Source organism: Desulfoscipio gibsoniae DSM 7213 (genome assembly GCF_000233715.2).
GTDB classification, from domain to species: Bacteria; Bacillota; Desulfotomaculia; order Desulfotomaculales; family Desulfallaceae; genus Sporotomaculum; species Sporotomaculum gibsoniae.
Genome location: NC_021184.1, coordinates 307,205 through 328,685, shown reverse-complemented (window position 1 = coordinate 328,685; position 21,481 = coordinate 307,205). Strand labels below are relative to the sequence as shown.

The following is a 21,481-nucleotide window of genomic DNA, read 5'->3' as shown; positions in this document are numbered from 1 at the left end:
GCGCTGCTTAATTTATTTTTTCAACCTGATTATAATCAAGCTCCACCGGGGTTTCCCGGCCAAACATGGATATCAACACCCTAAGTTTGCTTTTATCCAGCAGTAATTCTTCGATAACACCACTGAAATTTTCAAAAGGACCAGAAATAACTCGCACCTGTTCACCGGCATCAAAGTCAACCTTGGTACGCGGTTCATCCACGCCCATTGTTCCCATAATCTGCCGGGCTTCCGCTTCATCCAGCGGAATTGGCTTTGCACCGCTACCCACAAACCCGGTTACTCCGGGAGTATTACGCACCACGTACCATGAATCGTCGGTCATTATCATTTCCACCAGTACATAGCCGGGGAAAATTTTCCGTTTGGTAACCTTTTTTTTGCCGTCTTTGATCTCAACCTCGTCTTCCATGGGAACCAAAATGCGGAATATTTTATCTTCCATATTCATGGACTCAATGCGCTTTTCCAGGTTCGCCTTAACCTTGTTTTCGTACCCTGAATAGGTATGTATGACAAACCAGCGCTTACTCATAAACATAAGGGACCCGGCGTGAACGCAGGCCCCTCACCCCCTTGATTCATTTTATCAGCATACCCATGGCCGAACCGAGAATTATATCAAATACCCAAATAAGTACAGCCACAAAAACCACTGAAACCAAAACCACGGCAGTATAGATCATGGTTTCCCTGCGATTGGGCCAGTGCACTTTTTTAAGTTCATTTGTTACGCCACGGAAAAAAGTTCTGGCTCGGTCTACTAGAGCAGGCTTATTGGCAGCAGCATTCTTTTTGGCCACTTCTTTGCGGTTATCTTTTTTAACCAATTCCTTCCCTGCGCCTTTATCTTTTTTCATTGACCCGTCCTGTTTTTTGGTCACGGCCACTTATGCCACATCCTTAAATATACTTATCTGGTTTCTTTATGCATGGTATGGGTATGACAGAACTTGCAATACTTCTTCATCTCAATGCGGTTGGGGTCGTTTTTCTTATTCTTGGTTGTTGAATAGTTTCTACGCTTGCACTCGGTGCAGGCCAAAGTAACTCCTACCCTCACCGGGCCCACCTCCCTAAACTAAAAAAAGACTTGTGCCTTTTTTTAAAAATTACCTTACCAACTTTATCACAATTCAAATTGTGTGTCAAGATAAGGGTTGGGAATCTTAAGACACCAATTCCCAACCCCTGCATCAAGTTACTCGTTGATACCGGTAACCACACCGGCACCTACGGTACGACCACCTTCACGAATGGCGAAACGCAAACCTTCTTCTAAAGCAATGGGAGTAATAAGCTCGATATTCATTTTAATGTTGTCGCCCGGCATAACCATTTCCACACCCTCCGGCAGCTGGGCCACGCCGGTCACGTCGGTGGTACGGAAGTAAAATTGCGGACGGTAGCCGTTGAAGAACGGGGTATGCCGGCCACCTTCTTCTTTGGTCAGCACGTATACTTCTGCGTTAAATTTGGTATGGGGCTTGATGCTGCCGGGTTTGGCCAGCACCTGGCCGCGCTCGATTTCTTTACGGTCTACGCCGCGCAGCAGACAGCCTACGTTGTCACCCGCTTCACCGCGGTCCAGTATCTTGCGGAACATTTCCACGCCGGTGACCACAGTCTTGCGCGGTTTATCCATCAAACCTACGATTTCTACTTCTTCACCTACTTTAACAGCGCCCCGCTCTATACGACCGGTGGCCACGGTACCACGACCCGTGATGGTGAATACGTCTTCCACAGGCATCAAGAACGGCTTGTCAATGTCGCGCTCCGGTGTGGGAACGTAGGCATCTACAGCGTCCATCAGTTCCCATACGCTCTTGCACCACTCGCATTCCCGTTTGCCGCAGCCGCATTCCAGCGCCTTTAATGCCGAACCGGTGATTACTGGGATGTCGTCCCCGGGGAATTCGTACTGGCTTAAAAGCTCACGCACTTCCATGTCCACCAGTTCCAGCAATTCGGCATCGTCTACCTGGTCGGCTTTGTTCAGGTAAACCACGATGTAGGGCACGCCCACCTGGCGGGAAAGGAGAATATGCTCACGGGTTTGGGGCATGGGACCGTCGGCAGCTGATACCACCAGTATGGAGCCGTCCATCTGGGCTGCGCCGGTGATCATGTTCTTGACGTAGTCGGCGTGGCCGGGGCAGTCTACGTGCGCGTAGTGTCTGGTCGCGGTCTCGTATTCCACGTGAGCGGTGTTGATGGTTATACCGCGCTCTCTTTCTTCCGGGGCATTGTCAATTTCATCGTACTTTTTCACTGAAGCTCCGCCCACTGTGGACAGCACGGTGGTGATAGCCGCGGTCAGGGTGGTTTTACCGTGGTCCACGTGGCCGATGGTACCGATGTTTACGTGCGGTTTAGTCCGCTCAAATTTCGCCTTTGCCATGGTTGGTTTTTGATTCCTCCTTGCAATTATCAAAATTATATAGTTTAGTAGCCATATTGCGCTTGCCAATCACCAATAATTAAGTATGGTATATTCTAAGGAGCTTGGCCAAACAAAAAACATGCCGGCATTTTTACACAACCCCCACCAACATAGAGGACACAATTTGCAATACTATGTACGTTGCAGCATTTCTTTATTATTTCCAATTTTACCACTTTTATAAACTGGCAGCCCAATACCAACACATTTATTCGATAGTTATCAAATAAATCCTTCTTCGGCCAAATAAAATTTACAAAAGTACTTATAATGCAAATAATGCAAAAAAACCAGCTTTAAGCTGGTTTATTGGTAGCGGCGCAGGGATTTGAACCCCGGACACTGCGGGTATGAACCGCATGCTCTAACCATCTGAGCTACGCCGCCATATGTATAACTGGAGCCACTAACCGGATTTGAACCGGTGACCTCATCCTTACCAAGGATGCGCTCTACCTCCTGAGCTATAGTGGCATTTGGTTGCGGGGGGGGGATTTGAACCCCCGACCTTCGGGTTATGAGCCCGACGAGCTGCCAGCTGCTCCACCCCGCGTCAACATTTATTAGTATACCATACCTTAAACAACTTATCAAATGCCAGTTACTGTAACCGGGCTTAAGGTTTGGTGGAGAGGGCAGGATTCGAACCTGCGAAGGCGTCGCCAACAGATTTACAGTCTGCTCCCTTTGGCCACTCGGGAACCTCTCCACGATTTGCATTCCGCCCAAAATCAGCTAAATTATTCTGGAGCCGGCGATGGGACTCGAACCCGCAACCTGCTGATTACAAGTCAGCTGCTCTGCCAATTGAGCTACGCCGGCACCGGCAACAAAAATTATTATAAGCGAAGTGTGTATCTTTGTCAACAGATTAAAGCAATAAAAATTATTAAGTTGGCAACCAACAGAAAAGCCGGTTACCCGGCGGGCAATCCGGCTTTTTTTAGCCTCAAAAGCTATTAGGCTTCACGTTTTTCCAGGTAGCGTTCCAACTTGCGCTTTACTCTCTGCAAAGCATTGTCTATGGATTTAACATGTCTTTGAAGATCTTCGGCGATTTCCTGGTAGGATTTGCCTTCCAGGTAGGACATCAACACTTTCCACTCCAGCGAACTTAGTATCTCACCCATTTTTTCTTCGATATCATCGAATTCTTCACGGCTGATAATCAGCTCTTCAGGATCAGATATTTTGGAACCCGATATAACATCCAGCAAGGTACGGTCAGAGTCCTCGTCATAAATTGGTTTATTCAAAGAAACATACGAATTTAGTGGAATATGTTTTTGTCTGGTGGCAGTTTTAATTGCTGTTATTATTTGACGGGTAATGCAAAGCTCTGCAAATGCACGAAAAGACGACAACTTGTCCATCCTAAAATCACGAATCGCCTTATATAGACCGATCATACCCTCCTGGATAATATCCTCCCGGTCCGCACCGATCAAAAAATAAGAACGGGCTTTGGCTCGCACAAAATTCTTATACTTGTTGATTAAATACTCAAGAGCCGCATCGTCACCCTCACGAGCAAATTCCACAACGTCTTCGTCAATCATCAACTGAAAATCGCTGGAAGCATCCATTTGGGCGTGTAAATTCAACAATATCCCTCCCGCCGTAATCTCCCCAACGAAACCCAAAAAGAAAAAAATAACCCGCACCGCTTATTAGACAATTAAAATCCGGGCACATCGATCCCAGATAGCATATGGGGCATAATGATATGGATTTTTAATCAATTAGCTAGTACACATATTTACAGACTTTATTATAACCATCCACGGGAGGCTCGTCAAGTAAAAAGCTCCTGCAAACCGGCAGCAATGTTATTCCTTTTTTCTTCTCCACTGCTCAAATATTTGTCGAATATTCCCTGCTAAACGGTTTTCCAGGTAACCGTCGGTATAATCCCGGCGCGTCAACCGCTTTTTGCTTTCTTTCCCCGCCTCACGCACCAGTGCCATTAGTTCCCCGGGGGTCATCCGATAAGCACCCCGTCCAAAAATCACCCTTTGCTCATCCCAGTCGGAGGTAGCCACCCGTATGTTGCCATCCTTTGGCATATCACCCACCAGTCTTTCAATCAAGGAGTCAGCAGTTTCGTCTTCCCTGGTATAAAAAATTTGCACTCCGTTTATTTCTTCGTACCTCTCCAGGTTACCTTTAACCCTGTGGGCGTCAAAAACCACCACCACCCTATCACCGCTAAACCCGGCGTAATTAGCCAGTATTTCCACCAACCGGTCCCGGGCATGCTCCAAGCTTTCATCTTTCAACTTGGCTAATTCCGGCCAGGCATGGACAATGTTATACCCGTCAACCACAATGTACTCATTCATTTTATCCCCTACTTCTCTGGCGCACCGCATCAAATAACATCAGAGCCGCAGCCACTGAGGCGTTAAGAGAATTAACCCGGCCCGCCATGGGGAGCTTCACCAATAAATCACACTTTTCCCGCACCAGTCGTCCCAGACCCTTATCCTCCCCACCAATTACTATAGCCAGAGGACCTGCCAGCGGGGCATCCCAGACCAGTTGCCGCGCATCTTGATGCGCACCCACCACCCATACACCCCGTTCTTTAAGCAACTCAATGGTTTGAACCATATTACCCACCCTGGCTACGGGCACAAATTCCACCGCCCCGGCCGAGGATTTAACCACTACCGGAGTAATCGCGGCGGCTCGGCGCTTGGGTATAACCACCCCATGGGCTCCTGCCGCATCGGCCGAGCGAATGATGGCCCCTAAATTATGAGGGTCTGTTACCTCATCCAACAGCACCAGCAAAGGATCTGCGTCCTTTACTCCTTCCAGTATATCTTCCAGCTCCACATATGCATAGGGTGCCACCTGGGCAGCTACGCCCTGATGCACCGCACCGGGCGCCATGCGATCCAGAAATTGCCTTTCAACATTCTGCACAGGCACCTGCCCTTCCCTGGCCAAACGGATAATTTCCGCAGTGGCAGCTGACTTCATGCCCCGGGCCAGGTAAATCTTATTTATTGTACGGCCGGCCCGCAGCGCTTCACATACCGGGTTGCGCCCGATAATAATTTGTTCCATTAATATTTCTCCACCCAGTATCTATAGTTTCTGAAACATATCGCGCACTTCAGCCTGCTTACCACAGGACATACCACCTTCAGGACAAGGTCCTGTAAGGCAGCCGGGACCGGCATCCCGAAACAATTCGGGAGCAACCCGCCGCACCAAGCGGAGCATCTCAGTGGCCAGGGCTCTTATTTCCCATTGTGCCCGGTTGCAGCACCGCAAGGCAAAAAAATGCAGCAACTCCCGGGCGTTCATAGTGACCACCAGCTTGGTTTCTGCGGCATTGGGCAGAATAAACCGGGCGTCTTCCCGGGCTGCATCACCGTAGCAGGCCAGTTTTTCCAACCACCCGTCATACCATTGCTGAATTTTGGCCATTTGCCTGGCATATTCGGAAACCTCACCGGCACCCAGCGCGGCTATGCGCGGTGGTATAATATAATTGAACACACCATCTGCCTTAGCGGTACTGTCCTCACTGACGTACCGCTGGGACTTCACGCTAAAACTGGCGATCCGGTGTCTGGTTATCTGTGCTAAAAGACTTCGGGATACTCCCTCCACCCCAAAGGTAAAGCTGGCATGCTCAACGGGGGTGAGATGCCCCATTTCGGCTAATTTGCGCACAAAATGAGATTGATCCCCATCGGCAACACCCTTTTGCAGCTCTTCCATATCAGCAGACGAATAACAAAGCTTGGCCGCTAAAGCCACCAATTGCTCGGGATTGCTTGTATACTGTAGTAATTCCACCCGCAGGTTAGTTCTCCCCATAACATGTTCCCCCGAAGTATATTTATATAATCTGACCAGTTACCACTAAATTATTAAGTGTTTTCAGTTTCGGACTATGCGCATTATCAGTATTACATAATTAACAATACCAGACAACTGAATACAATAAGAAGCCGGCAGAACCTATACATATCAGTTCACCGTATGCCAGGAATCCAACTTTCAACCTTTCAACACCCGGCACCGATTTCTTGTTTGATAACTTCCCGGGCCAGGTTTAATATTTCCTCCAACCTGGACCAATCGCGCTTTAAATATAAATAACCCACCAGGCTTTCGAAACCGGTGCTATGCCGGTATTCAATTATACTATCTCCCCTAGGCGCATGACCGGGCTTGGCGTTGCGCCCGCGCCGGGCTACCGCCTCCTCGGTTTTGTTGAGGTGTCCGTCCAGGGCAAGGAAAACCTTGGCCTGGGTGGATGCCCGCACGTGCTGCACCGCCTCCCTGTGCAGCTTGTTAACGTTGGTGATACCCTGATTCACCAGGTATTCCCGCACCGCCAGCTCGTATACCGCATCGCCGATATACGCTAAAACCAGAGAGGATACTTCCCGGGGATCGATGTTTACTACCGTGTCTCCAAACATAGTTATCTCTGCTTTTTCCAGCGCACTCCGCCTGGAGTATCTTCCAACACAATGCCCAGCTCCTTCAGCCGGTCACGCATGCGGTCGGCGGTGGGCCAGTCTTTGTTTTGCCGCGCTGTTTGTCTGATTTCGATAATTAAATCGATTAAATCCTCAACTACCTTTTCCTTTTCCGAACCCTCATCTTCCAATAAGAATTCGCCTCTGGCACTGGTTTTAAAGACCCCCAGCACGCTGTTAAATTGGAGGAACACCTGCCGTGCTTTCTGCAGTGCAGCGATCTTTTCCGCCGGGCTGGGGAAATCGCTCCTTTGCAGGTAACTGTTCACTTCCCGGGCCAGGTTAAACAGCATGCCGGTGGCCAGTGCGGTGTTAAAATCATCATCCATGGCCTTTTCAAATTCTATGCGTATTTCCTCCAAACGGACAGCCAGCGCAGGATCAGGCCTCTCCGCACTGCCTGCTTGCCGCCCTGCCAGGGCCTCGTCCAACAATCGAAGACTAGTTTTAATACGTTCAAGCCCCTTTTGGGCAGCTGTTAATTTTTCATCATCAAAATCCAAAGGGCTGCGATAGTGAGTACCCAACAGGTAAAAGCGCACCACCTCAGGTGAAAATTCACTTAAAATATCCCGGACCAGGAAAAAGTTCCCCAATGATTTGCTCATTTTTTCCTGGTTCACTGTGATAAATCCGTTATGCATCCAATAACGGGCAAAAGGTTGACCGGTGGCCGCCTCGGACTGAGCAATCTCATTTTCATGGTGGGGGAAAATTAAGTCAAATCCACCACCGTGAATATCAAAATTAACGCCTAAATATTTGAGGGCCATAGCGGAACACTCAATATGCCAGCCAGGCCTGCCTTTACCCCAGGGACTGTCCCAGGCAGGCTCGCCGGGTTTGGCGGATTTCCACAGTGCAAAATCCATAGGATCATTTTTTCGCGTATCAATCTCCACCCGGGCACCCGCCTGCATATCCTCTAGAGTTCGGCCGGACAATTTACCATAGCCGGCAAACTTGCGCACATTATAATAAACGTCGCCGTCTACCAGATAAGCAAAACCCTTTTCCACCAGGGTTTCCACTAATTTAATAATTTCTGTGATATGACCGGACACTTTGGGGTAAATATCCGCCCGCAATACATTTAATGCATCGGCGTCTTTAAAATACTCGTTAATATACCGTTCAGCCAAGGCCTGGTGGTCATCCCCCTCTTCCCTGGCCCGGTTAATTATTTTATCGTCGATATCGGTAAAGTTTTGAACATACAACACATTGAATCCCTTATATTTTAGATACCGGCGCACTGTATCAAAAACCACAATAGGCCGGGCATTGCCCAGGTGTATGTAATTATAAGTAGTGGGCCCACAAACATATATAGCCACTTTGCCCGGTTCCCGTGGTATAAGTTCTTCTTTTTTTTTGGTCAAGGTATTATATATACGCATAATACGATAATCCCCGTTCCTTTCTTTATGCCTCATGCTCTTGATTATTTCGATCTAATAATGTCGCTTCCAATTCCTTAACCCGCTTTTCCAATACCTCTACATTTTTTTGCATGCTATTCATCGCCTCAGCCATAGGATCGGGCAGCAAATCATGTCGCAAGTCAATAGATACCCCGGCTCGGGCTACTTTTTCACCGTCCCGAACCACTACTTTGCCCGGCACACCAACCACGGTGCTATTGGGCGGTACAGCTTTCAGCACCACAGAACCGGCACCAATCTTACTATTATCCCCTACGGTGAATGAGCCAAGTATTTTAGCCCCGGTGCTGATTACTACATTATCCCCGATGGTAGGGTGGCGTTTACCTTTTTCTTTACCGGTACCCCCCAATGTCACGCCCTGATAGATAGTTACGTTGTTGCCTATTTCAGCGGTTTCTCCAATAACCACCCCGGCACCGTGGTCAATAAACAACCCTTCACTGATCTTGGCCCCCGGGTGGATTTCAATTTGTGTAACCGCTCTGGCAAACTGGGATATCAGCCGGGCTATGAGAAAAAAACGATGCCGGTAAAAGAAATGAGCTACCCGGTGCAGCATAATAGCATGCAGCCCGGGGTAGCAAAGCAGTACCTCAAGCACCGATTTCGCGGCCGGGTCCCTCTCAAATACCACTTGAATATCTTTACGAAGCCGACCGAACAGCAAACCAATCCCTGCCTTTCCGACATGTAAAGAATTAACTTAACGTAAACCTTAGCAACTCGTTGAACTAATACTTACCTGCAATGTAATATTAATTTTAAAACCAAGCTATATTTTACTTATCATCAGTTTCTGGCCGGCTTGAGGCCAGCGCCTTTTCCAGCCGGGCAATAACCCTTTGTGCCCCCAATACCGGCAGCAGGTGATGCAAGTCGGGACCGCTGACTTTGCCGGTCAAGGCAACCCGGAGTGGCTGATAGACCTTTTTGCCGCCGAGCCCCAGTTCCTTGGGCAGTTTTTTCAATAATGCCTGGGCACCAGCCTCATCTAAATCACCCACATGAGCAGTCATTTTACCCTGCAACGCTTTTATTACCGCGGGCACCTGCTCCTGGGCCAGTATTTTTCGGGCCTCTGCATCGTCGTAACCGGGATCATTAAAAAACACGTCTGCATAATCATTAATTTGCGCCATGTATTCCAGCCGATCCTTTACCGCTGCAACTATTAAACGCGCCTTTTCCCGCACCACTTCGTCCACAGCCCCGGGCAAATAACCGGCCTTTTGCAAATAAGGCAGTGCCAGTTCAGCAAGGCGATCCATCGGACTGTGCCGTATATAACTACCATTCAGCCAGTTCAATTTCTCCAGGTCAAACACCGCCGGGCTTTTAGATACGCGCTCCAGTGAAAATTGCTCTTTCAGCTGATCCAGAGTGAAAACCTCTTCCTCGGTACCTGGGGACCAGCCTAAAAGTGCTAAAAAATTCACCAGCGCTTCGGGTAAATAACCTAATTCCCGGTATTGCTCAATGGATGTGGCGCCATGGCGCTTGCTCATCTTAGACCGGTCTTTGCCCAGTATCAATGACACATGAGCAAATTCCGGCACGTCCCAGCCCAGCGCCTCGTACAACAAGACCTGGAGGGGCGTATTGGATAGATGCTCCTCGGCACGAATCACGTGGTTGATACCCATCAGGTGATCATCCACCACCACAGCAAAATTGTACGTAGGTATGTCATCCGACTTTATAATAATAAAATCCCCGATACCTGCGCAATCAAAATTAACATTTCCCCGCACGATGTCCCGTACCGTAATTATTTTTTCCGAAGGCACCCTGAAGCGCAACACCGGTTTACGGCCCTCGGCTTCCAGTCGCGCGCAGTCTTCGGGGCCAAGATCACGGCATTTACCGGTGTAACGAACCATTTCCCCTGCGGCCAATTGAGCCTCCCGCTGGGCGGCCAACTCCTCCTCGCTGCAGTAACACCGGTAGGCCAACCCCTTCTCCAACAAATAAGCGGCATACTGTGAATATATTTTTAGCCGCTCGGTTTGACGGTAGGGGCCATTGTCACCCCCCACATCAATGCCCTCATCCCAATCCAGTCCAAGCCAGCGCAGTGAGGATAATATATTTTCTTCCGAGGCCCTTGACGAGCGATCCAAATCGGTATCCTCTATGCGCACAACAAATTTGCCGCCGTAACGGCGGGCAAAAAGCCAGTTAAACAGGGCGGATCTTGCCCCACCTATATGTAAAGGTCCTGTAGGACTTGGTGCAAATCTAACCTTGGTTTGTGTCAATGCTGGTTCCACTCCCTTATTATGGCTGTTTTTCGACACTTAATTATAACATTGCGCAGTATTTGCTAGCAACTTTTTACACTAATTTGCCTGGTAAAGAGGCACCGGGTATATAATTAAAGCCGTACCCTGTGTTCTTGAGGATACGGCTTAATAATTAACTGCGTAAGTTCTTAAGCTCTCTCACTTATAAGCCAGGCTTAATCATCTTATAACACAAATTCTTAAATCCGGTGGAGCTTTAACTAACAATTGAAATATTCCTCAAGGACTAGTCCCCTCGTCTATAGAAGCGGGAGCATTAGCGCGGGTTAGTTGCCGGATAAATACAGGCTACCGCCTGGGCGGAAATTCCCTCACCACGACCCGCGAACCCCAATCCTTCCGTAGTTGTAGCCTTAACGCTGACCAAGTTAGTGGCCACACCCATTTCCCGAGCCATGTTCACCCGCATCTGCTCAATATAAGGGGCTATTTTGGGAGCCTGGGCAATAACTACGGCATCCACATTCCCCACCACCCATTGCAGGTTGTTTAAATGAGCAATAACATCTTTAAGCAGCACCAGGCTGGAAATGCCCCGGTACTGCGGGTCAGTGTCGGGAAAATGCTTGCCAATATCACCACACCCGGCGGCACCCAGCAAAGCGTCCATTACAGCATGCACCAGCACATCAGCATCCGAATGACCTTTCAGCCCCAGGTGATAAGGCACTTTCACCCCACCTAAAATCAATGGCCTTCCCTCAACAAAACTGTGAACATCATATCCTATACCTACCCTCATGCATAAACCTCCCAAGGGGTCAGGCTTTAACTTATTTAAACTTATCGACATATTTCTACATCAACATACCGGCTAGAACAATATCTTCAGGGGTAGTAATTTTTATGTTGGCATAATCACCCCGCACCAACTTGACGGGATGCCCCAACCGCTCCACCAGGGAAGCGTCATCCGTACCGGCAAAACCGTCCCGGGCGGCCACCCGGTGTGCTTCCACCAGCAGCTGGCGCTTAAACACCTGAGGCGTTTGCACCTGCCACAACTTGTCCCGCTGCAGGGTTTGCCGCACCAGATCTTGTTCACCCGCTACTTTAATGGTGTCCTTGGCAGGCACCGCCAGGGTAGCGGCACCCCACTGCCTGGCCTGGCTGATCGCTTCCCGTATTTTTTCAGGTTTGATTAACGGACGCGCGCCATCATGCACCACTACCAGCTCAACATCGTTGGGCAAGGCCATTAAGCCGGACATTACAGAATCCCCGCGGCTGGCTCCACCCGGAACAATTTTTATAACTACATCATGCATAAACCTGTTCAACACCGACCGAAAAATTTCTTCTTCACCCGGCGTTACAACCAAGATAAGGCCGTCCACCGGCACTGCATGCAAAGCCCGCAGCGAGTGTACCACTACCGGTTGACCAGCCAAGTCAAGCAGCTGCTTATTGACCCCACCACCCATACGGGTGCTCCGGCCGGCCGCGGCCACCAGTGCATAAACACTACACAAGCATTTTCACCTCTCCAAAATCATGGGTTTCCTGCTGGACATCGCCCCGCCGGTCGGTTTTGGGCTTGGCAAATATCATGCGCCCGGCCGCTGTTTGCAATACACTGGTCACCAGTACGGTAATAGTTTGATGCATATACCGTTTACCACCGTCCACCACGATCATGGTACCGTCATCCAGGTAAGCTATCCCCTGTCCGGACTCCTTACCCTCCTTGACTACCTGTACCAGCATTTCTTCACCTGGCAGCACAACCGGTTTAACAGCATTAGCCAGTTCATTTATATTTAATACCTTAACACCATGCAGTTCAGCCACTTTATTTAAATTAAAATCATTGGTAACTATTTTCGCACCCAGTTTCTGGGCCAGCTTAACCAGCTTGGTGTCCACCTCCAGGGAATCGTCAATGCCTTTGGTGTTATCATAGATTACCACTTTAACCGATGTATCTTTGCGTAAATTATTTAAAATATCCAGCCCCCGGCGACCCCGGTTACGCTTAAGCAAATCTGATGAATCTGCTATATGACGCAGTTCTTCCAATACGAAACCAGGCACCACCAAGGCTCCTTCAACAAAACCGCTTGCCGATAAATCCGCAATCCTGCCGTCTATAATGACACTGGTGTCAAGAATTTTTTGGATTCCGGTTTGTTTTGCTTCAGATACGGTTTTCTCTTTCTCCTTACTGCCACCCAGACGGGATATGTTACTAAAAAAGCTCATTATTTCTTCACGCTTTTTAACACTTATTGCCAGCCCCAGGTAGCCAAGCAATAAAGTTACCGCTATCCAAATTATTTTACCTGGAATACCCATAAACGCAAAAACTGAACCTAATAAATTAGCTATAATAAGTCCGACAATGAGACCAACTGAGCCCATGACCAGATCTTGCACCGGCGTCTTGCTAAGCATTTGTTCAAGGAGCGCCGTCAGCCACAAGGAAAACCGGATCAGCCAGGGTGTAAGTAAAATACCCAACACCAGACCGACCAGCGCACCTAGACCGATTATGCCAAACTTCATGGTATCAGTAAGGGGCCACAAGCCCAAATCCGATAGGTACCACCCCAAATAACCGCCGGCGGCGGAAAACAAAACCACCATAATTATAAATACCAACTTTCTGACCATCCTGATATCACCTCCCTTATTGTTAATTATTATTTACAGCGGTATTATATTCTATTATGGATGATTTAAAAGTTAGTTTCAACCTTTTTGGAGATTTTTTCCGTTAAATAAAAATACGCCAGTTGCCTGACGTATTATGCAAAGACTCCCTCAATCATGGATTTTGTCTTATCCTCACCCAACTCGGTAGCCAGCACCAGTTCACTGATCAATATTTGCCGAGCATTTTCAAGCATTTTTCGTTCACCTGAGGAAAGACCTTTTTCTTTATCCCTTTTAACCAGGTTTCTTACAACCTCCGCAACTTCATAGATATTACCGCTTTTTATTTTTTCCAGGTTAGCCCGATAGCGCCTGTTCCAGTTGTCCGACATGCTGGTGGATTGTTCACGTAAAATGCGAAAAACCCGCTGCACCCCATCATCATCAATTACCTGGCGTAACCCCACCTCTTTACAGTTGGAAATGGGTATCATTACTTTCATATCACCAACCGGCAACCTGAGGATATAGTACTGTCTGGTCTCCCCGAGAACTTCCTTTTCCTCGATAGCTTCGATAATCCCAGCACCGTGCATGGGATAAACAACTTTATCTCCAATTTTAAACAAATTCCCGGCCCTCCTTACCATATTCATAAAATAATATACCACAAAAATAGGATATTGTCAAGGAAATCTAATATTTTAGCACAGCATATACATTGTGTCAATAATATTTTTTAAAGTTCAATGGTTTGACAGGACAAGCTGCTCACCGTTATAATTACTGCAGGTTCTAAAATCACAAAGGAGTGAAACCGTTTGCTAAAAGATATAATCTATGACGAATTTCAACATACGGTTTCTGAAATACTGCTCTGCAACCGGAGCATCCTGGACCTGCTGGCCAAGTCACAGGAAACCAACGCCAGAATGAACAGGAACATCATTAAATCAGTAACCAGCTGTGGGTGTTTGAGAATAAATGCAGCTAAAAAGAAAATTCCACCTGAAACTTCGCTGGAGGAATTAAAAAAATTGCTGGAATCACATCTGGAAGGCGAGCTGTGTGACAACTGTCGGGAAATCATAGAATTAGAAATGGGACGCACCCTTTTTTATCTGGCCGCTCTATGCAATTTGCTTGACCTGAACATGTATGATATTTTAATCAAAGAACAAAAAAATTTAAAAGCATTGGGATTGTATAATCTAGCCTGACCGACCGGCTTTTTGTTTTGCTCTGCATACTACCTACATATACAGCCCAATATTTTTGCTTAAGAAAAACCGCTAAGCCGGCTTGCTCCAAATATATGGCGACCCAAAAATTAAAACCTTATCACATAGTTCTTACGTTACTTAGTTCTATAGATAAATTCCATACAGATAAACCATTTTCCTTCTATATTATTTTTCTTGGTTTTCATTTTATAACTAAAAATTATTAAAGGCACGCCCCCAGGCAATGCCTTTAATAATTTTTGTTTTACACGTACCGCTCCTGGGTAAGCTGGTCACGATACCTCTGCAACCCTTCCTTGATAGAGCGCGCCCTAACCTCGCCAATCCCCTCCACGGCATCCAGTTCCTCAATGGTGGCCCCAAGCACCTTCCGCAGTGAGCCAAATTCCCGCACCAGATTTTCTACAACCTGCAGGGGCAACCGGGGGATTTTCTCCAAGATACGGTAGCCTCGTGGTGCTACGCTTTGATCCAGTATGCTGGCACTACCCGGATGTCCCAGGGCACGGGCTACGAGTGAAAGATCCAACAAATCTTCGGCGGGCCAACTGCCGATCATAGCCAGGACACTTTCCGGCGGTTTTTCCCCGCTCAGGGTAGCGTAATCTTGAATAATTAAACGCCCCTCCTCCTCCACATTAGCCACCAGTTCCTCAAGTTGCATAGTAACCAGACGCCCCTCGGTGCCCAGCTCACCTATATAGCGCTTAATTTCTTTGACCACCCTTAAAACCATTTCTGTCCTTTGTATGGCCTTGGCCACATCAAACAGGGTCACAGCCTCTTCGAACTCCAGTATACTTAAATTAGCCACTACCCGGTTTAACACACTGCGATATTTCTCCAAGGTTTGTATGGCCTGGTTGGCCTTGGTAATAACAACCCCGGATTCCCGGAGTACATACTTTAAATTACCTTTATAAATTGTAATAACACTACGCCGCTGGGAAATGGAGATGACCAGGGAACCGGTTTGCTTAGCCACCCGTTCCGCCGTACGGTGCCGGATGCCCGTCTCACTGGAAGGGATGCTCAGGTTGGGGATTAATTGGGTATTAGCAGCAATTATCTTTTTAACATCTTCACTAATAATGATGGCCCCATCCATTTTAGCCAGTTCATAAAGATTAGCAGGAGTAAAGTCAGCATTAATAGCAAACCCACCCTCGGCTAATTCCATAATTTCGGGACTATCACCAATAACTAATAAACCTCCGGTTTTAGCTCTTAAAATATTCTCCATACCTTCGCGCAGCGGCGTGCCCGGCGCAACCACCCGCAGCACCTTGAGCAATTTATCTTCCAATTTTCTCCCCCTTTAAGCACCGGTTTAAGTAAAATTTTACTTATATTAAAACACTAAGTCAAACGCTTCTGCCAGTGTAGCTGCTTCTTTAATATCCAGCTCACCTGCTTTGGGCAGACCCTTTTGCCGGGGCACTATGCAACATCCGAAACCCAGTTGGGCGGCTTCCCGAATCCTTTTATCCACCGCAGTAACCGGCCGGATTTCACCGGTCAGCCCCAGCTCACCCATAACTACCATACTCCCGTCAATGGCCCGATCCCGAAAACTGGAGGCCAGTGCTACTGCAATACCCAGGTCGGCCGCGGGCTCATCTATACGTACACCTCCCACTACGTTAACATAAGCATCACAGTTGCCCAACATTAACCCCAAACGCTTTTCCAACACAGCCATAATCAGGGCCACCCGATTATGATCCACCCCGGCAGTCATTCGCCTGGGCGTGCCAAAGGAAGTAGGGCAAACCAGTCCTTGAATCTCCACCAACAAAGGGCGGGTACCCTCCAGAGTTGGTACCACCACTGTTCCAGCCACATTCCGGCAGACATGATCCATTAAAAAAAAGGAAGAAGGATTGGCCACCTCCCGCAGGCCGGTGCCGGACATCTCAAAAACGCCAATTTCATTAGTAGAACCAAAACGGTTTTTTACACCGCGCAGTATTCTAAATGTTTGATGGCGCTCACCTTCAAAGTATAGCACTACGTCCACCATGTGTTCCATAACCCGGGGGCCGGCAATCATGCCCTCCTTGGTGACGTGCCCTACAACAAAAATTGATACCGACTGTTTTTTGGCCAGCTGCATAAGCCGCGCGGTACATTCCCGCACCTGGCTCACACTGCCGGGAGCAGATGAAATATCGGATAAAAACATCGTCTGGATGGAATCTACCACTACCAGCGAAGGATTTACCCTGGCCAACTGCTCTTCCACGGTTTCCAGATTAGTTTGTGGATATACGTAAAGCTCGGTACTGTTTACCCCAAGCCGTTCAGCGCGCAGCTTCAGCTGGTGAGGTGATTCCTCCCCCGACACATAAAGCACCCGGTGACCGGCAGAGCCCACCGCACCGGCGACTTGCAAAAGCAAAGTTGATTTACCAATGCCCGGGTCGCCGCCCAATAATATTAGCGAACCCGGCACCACACCGCCGCCCAGCACACGATTTAATTCAGCCATACCCGTGGACCGGCGTTCGCCATCCATCAGGGGAACCTCTATCAGGGGACGGGGATCTTCCTCCCGGTGCCCCGACGCCCGGCCATGCCGCGCGGGTACAGCAACCTCTTCCACGTAGGTGTTCCATCCCCCGCAACCGGAACAGCGACCCATCCACCGGGAAGTAAAATGCCCGCATTGCTGGCAATAATAACCTGTTTTTTTTGCAGTCACAGCCAATTCTCCCCCAAAAATTATCTAATAATTATATCATAGTACAGCCGCAACTGCAGCACCAACAGCCCTGGTAATTGTGTCTATAATAAAAAAGGGGTAAAAGGGATTAACCTCCACCCTTACCCCTACTCACATCATATTTAATTTACTTCCTTGATGACACTATTATTTGCCTATCACTTAAATTTTGACTACTTTCAAACCCCCGCCGGTTTCTTTGTCAATTAGTACCCGGTCGCCACGCCTAAAGGTTCCACGCAGCATTTCCTCCGACAGGCGGTCTTCGATCTCCTTCTGAATGGCCCGGCGCAGCGGCCTGGCACCATATTCTTCGTCAAACCCTTCCCGGGCCAGGTACTCCCCGGCCGCATCGGTAACTTCAATGGCTATCTCATTTTCAGCCAGACGCCCGGCCACTTCCTGTACCATCAGTCCCACAATTTCCTTAATATGGACCTGACTCAGCCCGTGAAAGACAATTATATCATCAATACGATTTAAGAACTCCGGCCTAAAGGCGCGGCGCAAGTCATCCATAACCCTTTTTTTCATATTTTCGTAACTTGTATTGGCCCCCTCATTGGTTTTAAAGCCCATTGTGGTTTCCCGTTTAATCAATCCTACACCCACATTGGAGGTCATGATAATTACCGTGTTGCGAAAATCCACTGTACGGCCCTTGGCATCGGTGAGACGACCATCCTCCAGCACTTGCAGCAGTATATTAAATACATCCGGATGAGCTTTTTCAATTTCATCCAACAGCACTACGGAATAGGGTTTGCGCCGTACCGCGTCGGTTAATTGCCCACCCTCATCATAACCCACGTATCCAGGGGGCGCGCCCACCAACCGGCTAACTGCAAACTTTTCCATATACTCGCTCATGTCAATGCGTACCATTGCATCCTCATCGCCGAACATAGCCTCGGCCAGCGCCCTGGCCAGCTCAGTTTTACCCACCCCTGTGGGTCCCAAAAAGATAAATGAACCAATGGGCCGCTTAGGATCCTTCAACCCGGCCCGGGCACGGCGAATAGCCCTGGATACCGCCGCAACAGCTTCATCCTGGCCGACTACCCGCTGGTGCAGTATTTCCTCCATACGCAGCAGCCGGTCTGATTCTTCCTCTGCCAGTTTTTTAACCGGTATACCCGTCCAACTGGCCACAATTTGAGCGATATCCTCTGCGGTTACTTCCAGTTTCTTGCCGCCCTTTTGCTGCTGCCAAGTGCTGCGTTTGCCATCCAGCTCCTGCCTTAACTTACTTTCCTCGTCCCGCAGCTGGGCCGCTTTTTCAAATTCCTGATTATTTACCGCAGCCTCTTTTTCCTTGCAGATCTCCTCAATGCGCTGTTCCAGGTCCTTTACGTCAGGGGGTGCTGTAAAAGCTTGCAACCGCACCCGGGAACCCGCCTCATCCATCAAGTCAATGGCCTTGTCAGGCAAGAAGCGGTCGGTAATATAACGATCGCTTAGCCGGGCCGCGGCTTTTAAGGCATCATCGGTGATGCGCACCCGGTGATGAGCCTCGTATTTATCGCGCAGCCCCGTTAAAATCTGCACCGTTTCCTCCACACTGGGTTCCTCCACCGTAATGGGCTGAAAACGGCGTTCCAATGCCGAGTCCCGCTCAATATGTTTACGGTATTCATCCAAAGTGGTAGCCCCAATACACTGCAGCTCCCCTCTGGCCAGAGCGGGTTTTAATATATTGGCGGCATCAATGGCACCCTCGGCAGCCCCGGCACCAATAATGGTGTGCAGCTCGTCAATAAAAACGATAACATCTTTTTCCCGGGTGATTTCCTCAACCACTTTTTTTAGCCGTTCCTCAAACTCGCCCCGGTACTTGGTGCCTGCCACTAATGAGGCCAGATCCAGGGTAACCAGGCGCTTTTGCAGCAGTATCTCTGGTACGTTTCCAGCTACAATACGCTGGGCCAAGCCTTCCACAACAGCGGTTTTGCCTACCCCGGGGTCACCGATGAGCACGGGGTTGTTTTTGGTGCGACGGCTTAAAATTTGCACCACCCGCTCAATTTCCTTTTCCCGGCCAACCACGGGATCCAGGTTGTCCTCGCGGGCCATAGAGGTCAAATCCCGTCCATACTGGTCCAGGGTAGCTGTCTTGGTGCCACAGGCCCCCCCGGCGCAGCCCGGTTGGGGTTGCTGTCCCTGGGACATGCCCCCGGCTCCGCCCAGCAATTGGATAACTATTTGACGCACCCTTTCCTGGTTGACGTCCAAAGCACCCAATACCTGGGCCGCCACACCTTCTCCCTCCCGGATCAAACCCAAAAGCAGGTGTTCAGTGCCCACGTAATTGGTGCCCATACGGCGCGCCTCATCAACTGATAGCTCCAATACCCTTTTTACCCGAGGCGTCAGAGCCATTTCACGGGGCGTTCCTTCGCCTTGACCAATGGACTGTTCAACCATGGCCCGCACCTTGTCGGCCTGTACGCCTAAACTGGCCAAAGCCTTGGCCGCCACCCCTTCACCCTCACTAATCAGCCCTAATAGTATATGTTCAGTACCCACATAGGGGTGATTAAATCGTTTAGCCTCTTCCTGGGCCAGCATGAGTACTTTCTGCGCTCTTTGCGTAAATCTGCCGAATAACACATCCATCAACCTCCCTTATTTAACTTGTTACGGATAATCTCGGCCCTTAAAATATCCCGGCGCAGGGGGTCCAACTTATTATTCCCCTCCTTGGCCAGATACGCCGGGCGTGTCATAACCATTAATTCCGTTAATTGTTCCGCCGTAAGGCCATCTATCAGCTGCAGATCAACCCCCATTCTGACATCGGATATACGGCGCATGGCTTCTTCGGAAGATATCATATGTGCATATTTCAATATGCCATAGGAACGCCCCATTTTATCTTCCAGCTGATCTTTACGTTGCTGCATTAATGCTTTGCGGGCCTCCCGCTCCTGGGCCAGGATCTGCCCGGTAACCGAATTTAAGCTATTGATAATTTCCTGTTCTGAATGCCCCATCGTAACCTGGTTGCTCAGCTGAAATAAATTACCCAGCGCCTCGGTGCCCTCACCATACAGTCCCCGCACCGTAAAACCCAGCTTGGAGACAGTGGTAAGCACCGCGCCCACCTGGTCCACCAGCACCAAGCCGGGCAAATGCAGCATAACCGATGCCCGCATACCCGTGCCGGTATTTGTGGGACAAGCGGTAAGGTAGCCGAATTTTTCGGAAAATGCATAATCCAGCGTGTTCTCCAAGCCATCATCTATTTGGTTTACCAGTGCCCAGGCCTTTTCCAGCTGCAGTCCAGGCAACAAGCACTGAATACGCAAATGATCCTCTTCATTGATCATAATGCTGATCACTTCATCATCCTGCAAAACCACGGCTTTTTTACTGTATTCCTCTAAAAGGTTGGGGCTAATTAAATGTTTCTCAACTAGTATTTGCCTCTCCACGGGGCTCAATTCAGACATGCGTATAGTTTCCAGTTCATCCAACCGGCTTTTAATGGCCTGGCTGTCCAGTGCCAACTGTACCGCATGAATAACTTGTTCAGCTTTTTCCTGATCCAGCAAATGAGGATAAGCATATCCCTTCAGGTTGCGGGCCACCCTGACCCGGCTGCTGATCAATATATCCCCCTCGGGGCCGCCTCCTGCCATCCAGCCGCTTTTAGCACTGTTCATCGTTTCCTTAATGCCCACTGTGCTCACCCCCTGATAGCTCCTGCTCCAATTGCCGGATTTGGTCACGCAGCTGAGCCGCCTGTTCAAATTCTTCCCGCGCCACGGCCTGTTGCAGCCGGCCTTTTATTTCGTTTATTTGTCTGATTATTTTGGCCCGCCCGCCGGTGCGCTCGGGCACCTTGCCCGCATGGCTGCTGGAACCATGGATTCTACGCATCAGAGGTTCCAGACGGTCACCAAAATAATGGTAACAGTCACCGCATCCCAATAAACCCTTTTGGGCAAATAAACCCTCGGTGGTGCCACACGTGGGACAGCTCGCTTCCTGGCGGTTTTTAGCGGTAAACGGATGCGCCGGCGGTGCCTGGCTCAAGAAACTGGCCAATATATTATGCAAATTGATTTGAGGCATAAAACCCGATCCCCCGGTCTGTATCTGAGCGGCACAGACCTCGCATAAATGCAGCTTGGCCTTATGCCCGTTTACAATCTCTGTATAGTGTACGGTAGCGGGTCTTTCATGACATCTGTCACAAAGCATTAATAA

Annotated in this window: 22 protein-coding genes and 5 tRNA genes; 1 reads left to right on the top strand and 26 read right to left on the bottom strand. The window is 49.0% G+C overall.

The annotated features are described in order from the left end of the window. Positions 1–7: 7 nt before the first annotated feature. The 21 genes from nusG to DESGI_RS01595 form a co-directional block, all read right to left on the bottom strand. Positions 8–535: a transcription termination/antitermination protein NusG gene (gene nusG / locus DESGI_RS01690; RefSeq protein ID WP_041285116.1), complete on the bottom strand. Its 528-nt coding sequence runs from the start codon at positions 533–535 to the stop codon at positions 8–10. Positions 536–581: 46 nt separating this feature from the next. After that, positions 582–890, bottom strand: a complete 309-nt coding sequence (gene secE, locus DESGI_RS01685) for a preprotein translocase subunit SecE (protein WP_006522886.1) — start codon at positions 888–890, stop codon at positions 582–584. A 23-nt stretch (positions 891–913) separates the two neighbouring features. Continuing rightward, a complete protein-coding gene (gene rpmG, locus DESGI_RS23530; protein WP_015617896.1) occupies positions 914–1,063 on the bottom strand; it encodes a 50S ribosomal protein L33 in 150 nt (49 codons plus the stop codon). Between the two features lie 138 nt (positions 1,064–1,201). Beyond that, positions 1,202–2,404, bottom strand: coding sequence for an elongation factor Tu (gene tuf / locus DESGI_RS01680; protein ID WP_006522873.1), 1,203 nt, complete (start codon positions 2,402–2,404; stop codon positions 1,202–1,204). A gap of 352 nt (positions 2,405–2,756) precedes the next feature. After that, positions 2,757–2,833: transfer RNA gene (locus DESGI_RS01675), tRNA-Met, on the bottom strand. Between the two features lie 11 nt (positions 2,834–2,844). Beyond that, positions 2,845–2,920 (bottom strand) — tRNA-Thr (locus tag DESGI_RS01670). A 3-nt stretch (positions 2,921–2,923) separates the two neighbouring features. Beyond that, positions 2,924–2,999, bottom strand: a tRNA-Met gene (locus DESGI_RS01665). 71 nt (positions 3,000–3,070) lie between these two features. After that, positions 3,071–3,155, bottom strand: a tRNA-Tyr gene (locus tag DESGI_RS01660). A 37-nt stretch (positions 3,156–3,192) separates the two neighbouring features. Then, positions 3,193–3,268: transfer RNA gene (locus DESGI_RS01655), tRNA-Thr, on the bottom strand. Positions 3,269–3,405: 137 nt separating this feature from the next. Continuing rightward, the gene (gene sigH / locus DESGI_RS01650; RefSeq protein WP_435050898.1) at positions 3,406–4,032 is read right to left on the bottom strand and encodes an RNA polymerase sporulation sigma factor SigH; all 627 of its coding nucleotides are present in this window, start codon (positions 4,030–4,032) and stop codon (positions 3,406–3,408) included. A 243-nt stretch (positions 4,033–4,275) separates the two neighbouring features. Beyond that, positions 4,276–4,788, bottom strand: a complete 513-nt coding sequence (locus DESGI_RS01645; protein ID WP_006522888.1) for an NYN domain-containing protein — start codon at positions 4,786–4,788, stop codon at positions 4,276–4,278. Between the two features lies 1 nt (position 4,789). Continuing rightward, positions 4,790–5,521, bottom strand: a complete 732-nt coding sequence (gene rlmB, locus DESGI_RS01640; RefSeq protein WP_006522889.1) for a 23S rRNA (guanosine(2251)-2'-O)-methyltransferase RlmB — start codon at positions 5,519–5,521, stop codon at positions 4,790–4,792. 21 nt (positions 5,522–5,542) lie between these two features. After that, positions 5,543–6,283: an FAD-dependent thymidylate synthase gene (gene thyX, locus DESGI_RS01635; protein ID WP_006522890.1), complete on the bottom strand. Its 741-nt coding sequence runs from the start codon at positions 6,281–6,283 to the stop codon at positions 5,543–5,545. 191 nt (positions 6,284–6,474) lie between these two features. Beyond that, complete coding sequence (locus tag DESGI_RS01630; RefSeq protein ID WP_006522891.1) at positions 6,475–6,894, bottom strand: Mini-ribonuclease 3; 420 nt, start codon at positions 6,892–6,894, stop codon at positions 6,475–6,477. A gap of 2 nt (positions 6,895–6,896) precedes the next feature. Beyond that, positions 6,897–8,354: a cysteine--tRNA ligase gene (gene cysS / locus DESGI_RS01625; RefSeq protein ID WP_006522892.1), complete on the bottom strand. Its 1,458-nt coding sequence runs from the start codon at positions 8,352–8,354 to the stop codon at positions 6,897–6,899. A gap of 25 nt (positions 8,355–8,379) precedes the next feature. Then, on the bottom strand, positions 8,380–9,066 hold the full coding sequence (gene cysE, locus DESGI_RS01620) for a serine O-acetyltransferase (RefSeq protein WP_041285114.1): 687 nt from the start codon (positions 9,064–9,066) through the stop codon (positions 8,380–8,382). A gap of 115 nt (positions 9,067–9,181) precedes the next feature. Then, positions 9,182–10,660: a glutamate--tRNA ligase gene (gene gltX / locus DESGI_RS01615; RefSeq protein WP_006522894.1), complete on the bottom strand. Its 1,479-nt coding sequence runs from the start codon at positions 10,658–10,660 to the stop codon at positions 9,182–9,184. A gap of 301 nt (positions 10,661–10,961) precedes the next feature. Beyond that, positions 10,962–11,447 (bottom strand): 2-C-methyl-D-erythritol 2,4-cyclodiphosphate synthase, encoded by a 486-nt coding sequence (gene ispF / locus DESGI_RS01610; RefSeq protein ID WP_006522895.1) that lies wholly within the window; start codon positions 11,445–11,447, stop codon positions 10,962–10,964. A 55-nt stretch (positions 11,448–11,502) separates the two neighbouring features. Further along, a complete protein-coding gene (gene ispD, locus DESGI_RS01605; protein ID WP_006522896.1) occupies positions 11,503–12,177 on the bottom strand; it encodes a 2-C-methyl-D-erythritol 4-phosphate cytidylyltransferase in 675 nt (224 codons plus the stop codon). Continuing rightward, a complete protein-coding gene (locus DESGI_RS01600) occupies positions 12,170–13,318 on the bottom strand; it encodes a PIN/TRAM domain-containing protein (protein WP_006522897.1) in 1,149 nt (382 codons plus the stop codon). Before DESGI_RS01600 ends, ispD begins: the two co-directional genes overlap by 8 nt. A 134-nt stretch (positions 13,319–13,452) precedes the next feature. Continuing rightward, a complete protein-coding gene (locus DESGI_RS01595) occupies positions 13,453–13,929 on the bottom strand; it encodes a CarD family transcriptional regulator (RefSeq protein ID WP_006522898.1) in 477 nt (158 codons plus the stop codon). A gap of 192 nt (positions 13,930–14,121) precedes the next feature. On the opposite strand from DESGI_RS01595, the gene DESGI_RS01590 reads away from it, so the two are divergent. Continuing rightward, positions 14,122–14,520: a nucleoside triphosphate pyrophosphohydrolase family protein gene (locus DESGI_RS01590; RefSeq protein WP_006522899.1), complete on the top strand. Its 399-nt coding sequence runs from the start codon at positions 14,122–14,124 to the stop codon at positions 14,518–14,520. A 268-nt stretch (positions 14,521–14,788) separates the two neighbouring features. On the opposite strand, the gene disA is transcribed toward DESGI_RS01590, so the two are convergent. The 5 genes from disA to DESGI_RS01565 form a co-directional block, all read right to left on the bottom strand. Next, positions 14,789–15,850 (bottom strand): DNA integrity scanning diadenylate cyclase DisA, encoded by a 1,062-nt coding sequence (gene disA / locus DESGI_RS01585; RefSeq protein WP_006522900.1) that lies wholly within the window; start codon positions 15,848–15,850, stop codon positions 14,789–14,791. A gap of 45 nt (positions 15,851–15,895) precedes the next feature. After that, entirely contained in the window at positions 15,896–17,248 is a 1,353-nt protein-coding gene (gene radA, locus DESGI_RS01580; protein WP_006522901.1) for a DNA repair protein RadA, read from the bottom strand. 183 nt (positions 17,249–17,431) lie between these two features. After that, entirely contained in the window at positions 17,432–19,885 is a 2,454-nt protein-coding gene (locus tag DESGI_RS01575; RefSeq protein WP_041284729.1) for an ATP-dependent Clp protease ATP-binding subunit, read from the bottom strand. Then, on the bottom strand, positions 19,885–20,952 hold the full coding sequence (locus DESGI_RS01570; protein WP_041284728.1) for a protein arginine kinase: 1,068 nt from the start codon (positions 20,950–20,952) through the stop codon (positions 19,885–19,887). The genes DESGI_RS01575 and DESGI_RS01570 overlap by 1 nt, the downstream gene beginning before the upstream one ends. Then, positions 20,942–21,475, bottom strand: coding sequence for a UvrB/UvrC motif-containing protein (locus DESGI_RS01565; RefSeq protein WP_006522904.1), 534 nt, complete (start codon positions 21,473–21,475; stop codon positions 20,942–20,944). Before DESGI_RS01565 ends, DESGI_RS01570 begins: the two co-directional genes overlap by 11 nt. Between the last annotated feature and the right edge of the window lie 6 nt (positions 21,476–21,481).

Excerpts from the sequence above, each read along its gene's own strand:
- DESGI_RS01575 (WP_041284729.1), bottom strand. The coding sequence starts at position 19,885 with ATGGATGTGTTATTCGGCAGATTTACGCAAAGAGCGCAGAAAGTACTC.
- ispF (WP_006522895.1), bottom strand. The coding sequence starts at position 11,447 with ATGAGGGTAGGTATAGGATATGATGTTCACAGTTTTGTTGAGGGAAGG.
- DESGI_RS01645 (WP_006522888.1), bottom strand. The coding sequence starts at position 4,788 with ATGAATGAGTACATTGTGGTTGACGGGTATAACATTGTCCATGCCTGG.
- DESGI_RS01565 (WP_006522904.1), bottom strand. The coding sequence starts at position 21,475 with ATGCTTTGTGACAGATGTCATGAAAGACCCGCTACCGTACACTATACA.
- thyX (WP_006522890.1), bottom strand. The coding sequence starts at position 6,283 with ATGGGGAGAACTAACCTGCGGGTGGAATTACTACAGTATACAAGCAAT.
- nusG (WP_041285116.1), bottom strand. The coding sequence starts at position 535 with ATGAGTAAGCGCTGGTTTGTCATACATACCTATTCAGGGTACGAAAAC.
- rlmB (WP_006522889.1), bottom strand. The coding sequence starts at position 5,521 with ATGGAACAAATTATTATCGGGCGCAACCCGGTATGTGAAGCGCTGCGG.
- sigH (WP_435050898.1), bottom strand. The coding sequence starts at position 4,032 with ATGGATGCTTCCAGCGATTTTCAGTTGATGATTGACGAAGACGTTGTG.
- tuf (WP_006522873.1), bottom strand. The coding sequence starts at position 2,404 with ATGGCAAAGGCGAAATTTGAGCGGACTAAACCGCACGTAAACATCGGT.
- DESGI_RS01600 (WP_006522897.1), bottom strand. The coding sequence starts at position 13,318 with ATGGTCAGAAAGTTGGTATTTATAATTATGGTGGTTTTGTTTTCCGCC.
- DESGI_RS01630 (WP_006522891.1), bottom strand. The coding sequence starts at position 6,894 with ATGTTTGGAGACACGGTAGTAAACATCGATCCCCGGGAAGTATCCTCT.
- cysS (WP_006522892.1), bottom strand. The coding sequence starts at position 8,354 with ATGCGTATATATAATACCTTGACCAAAAAAAAAGAAGAACTTATACCA.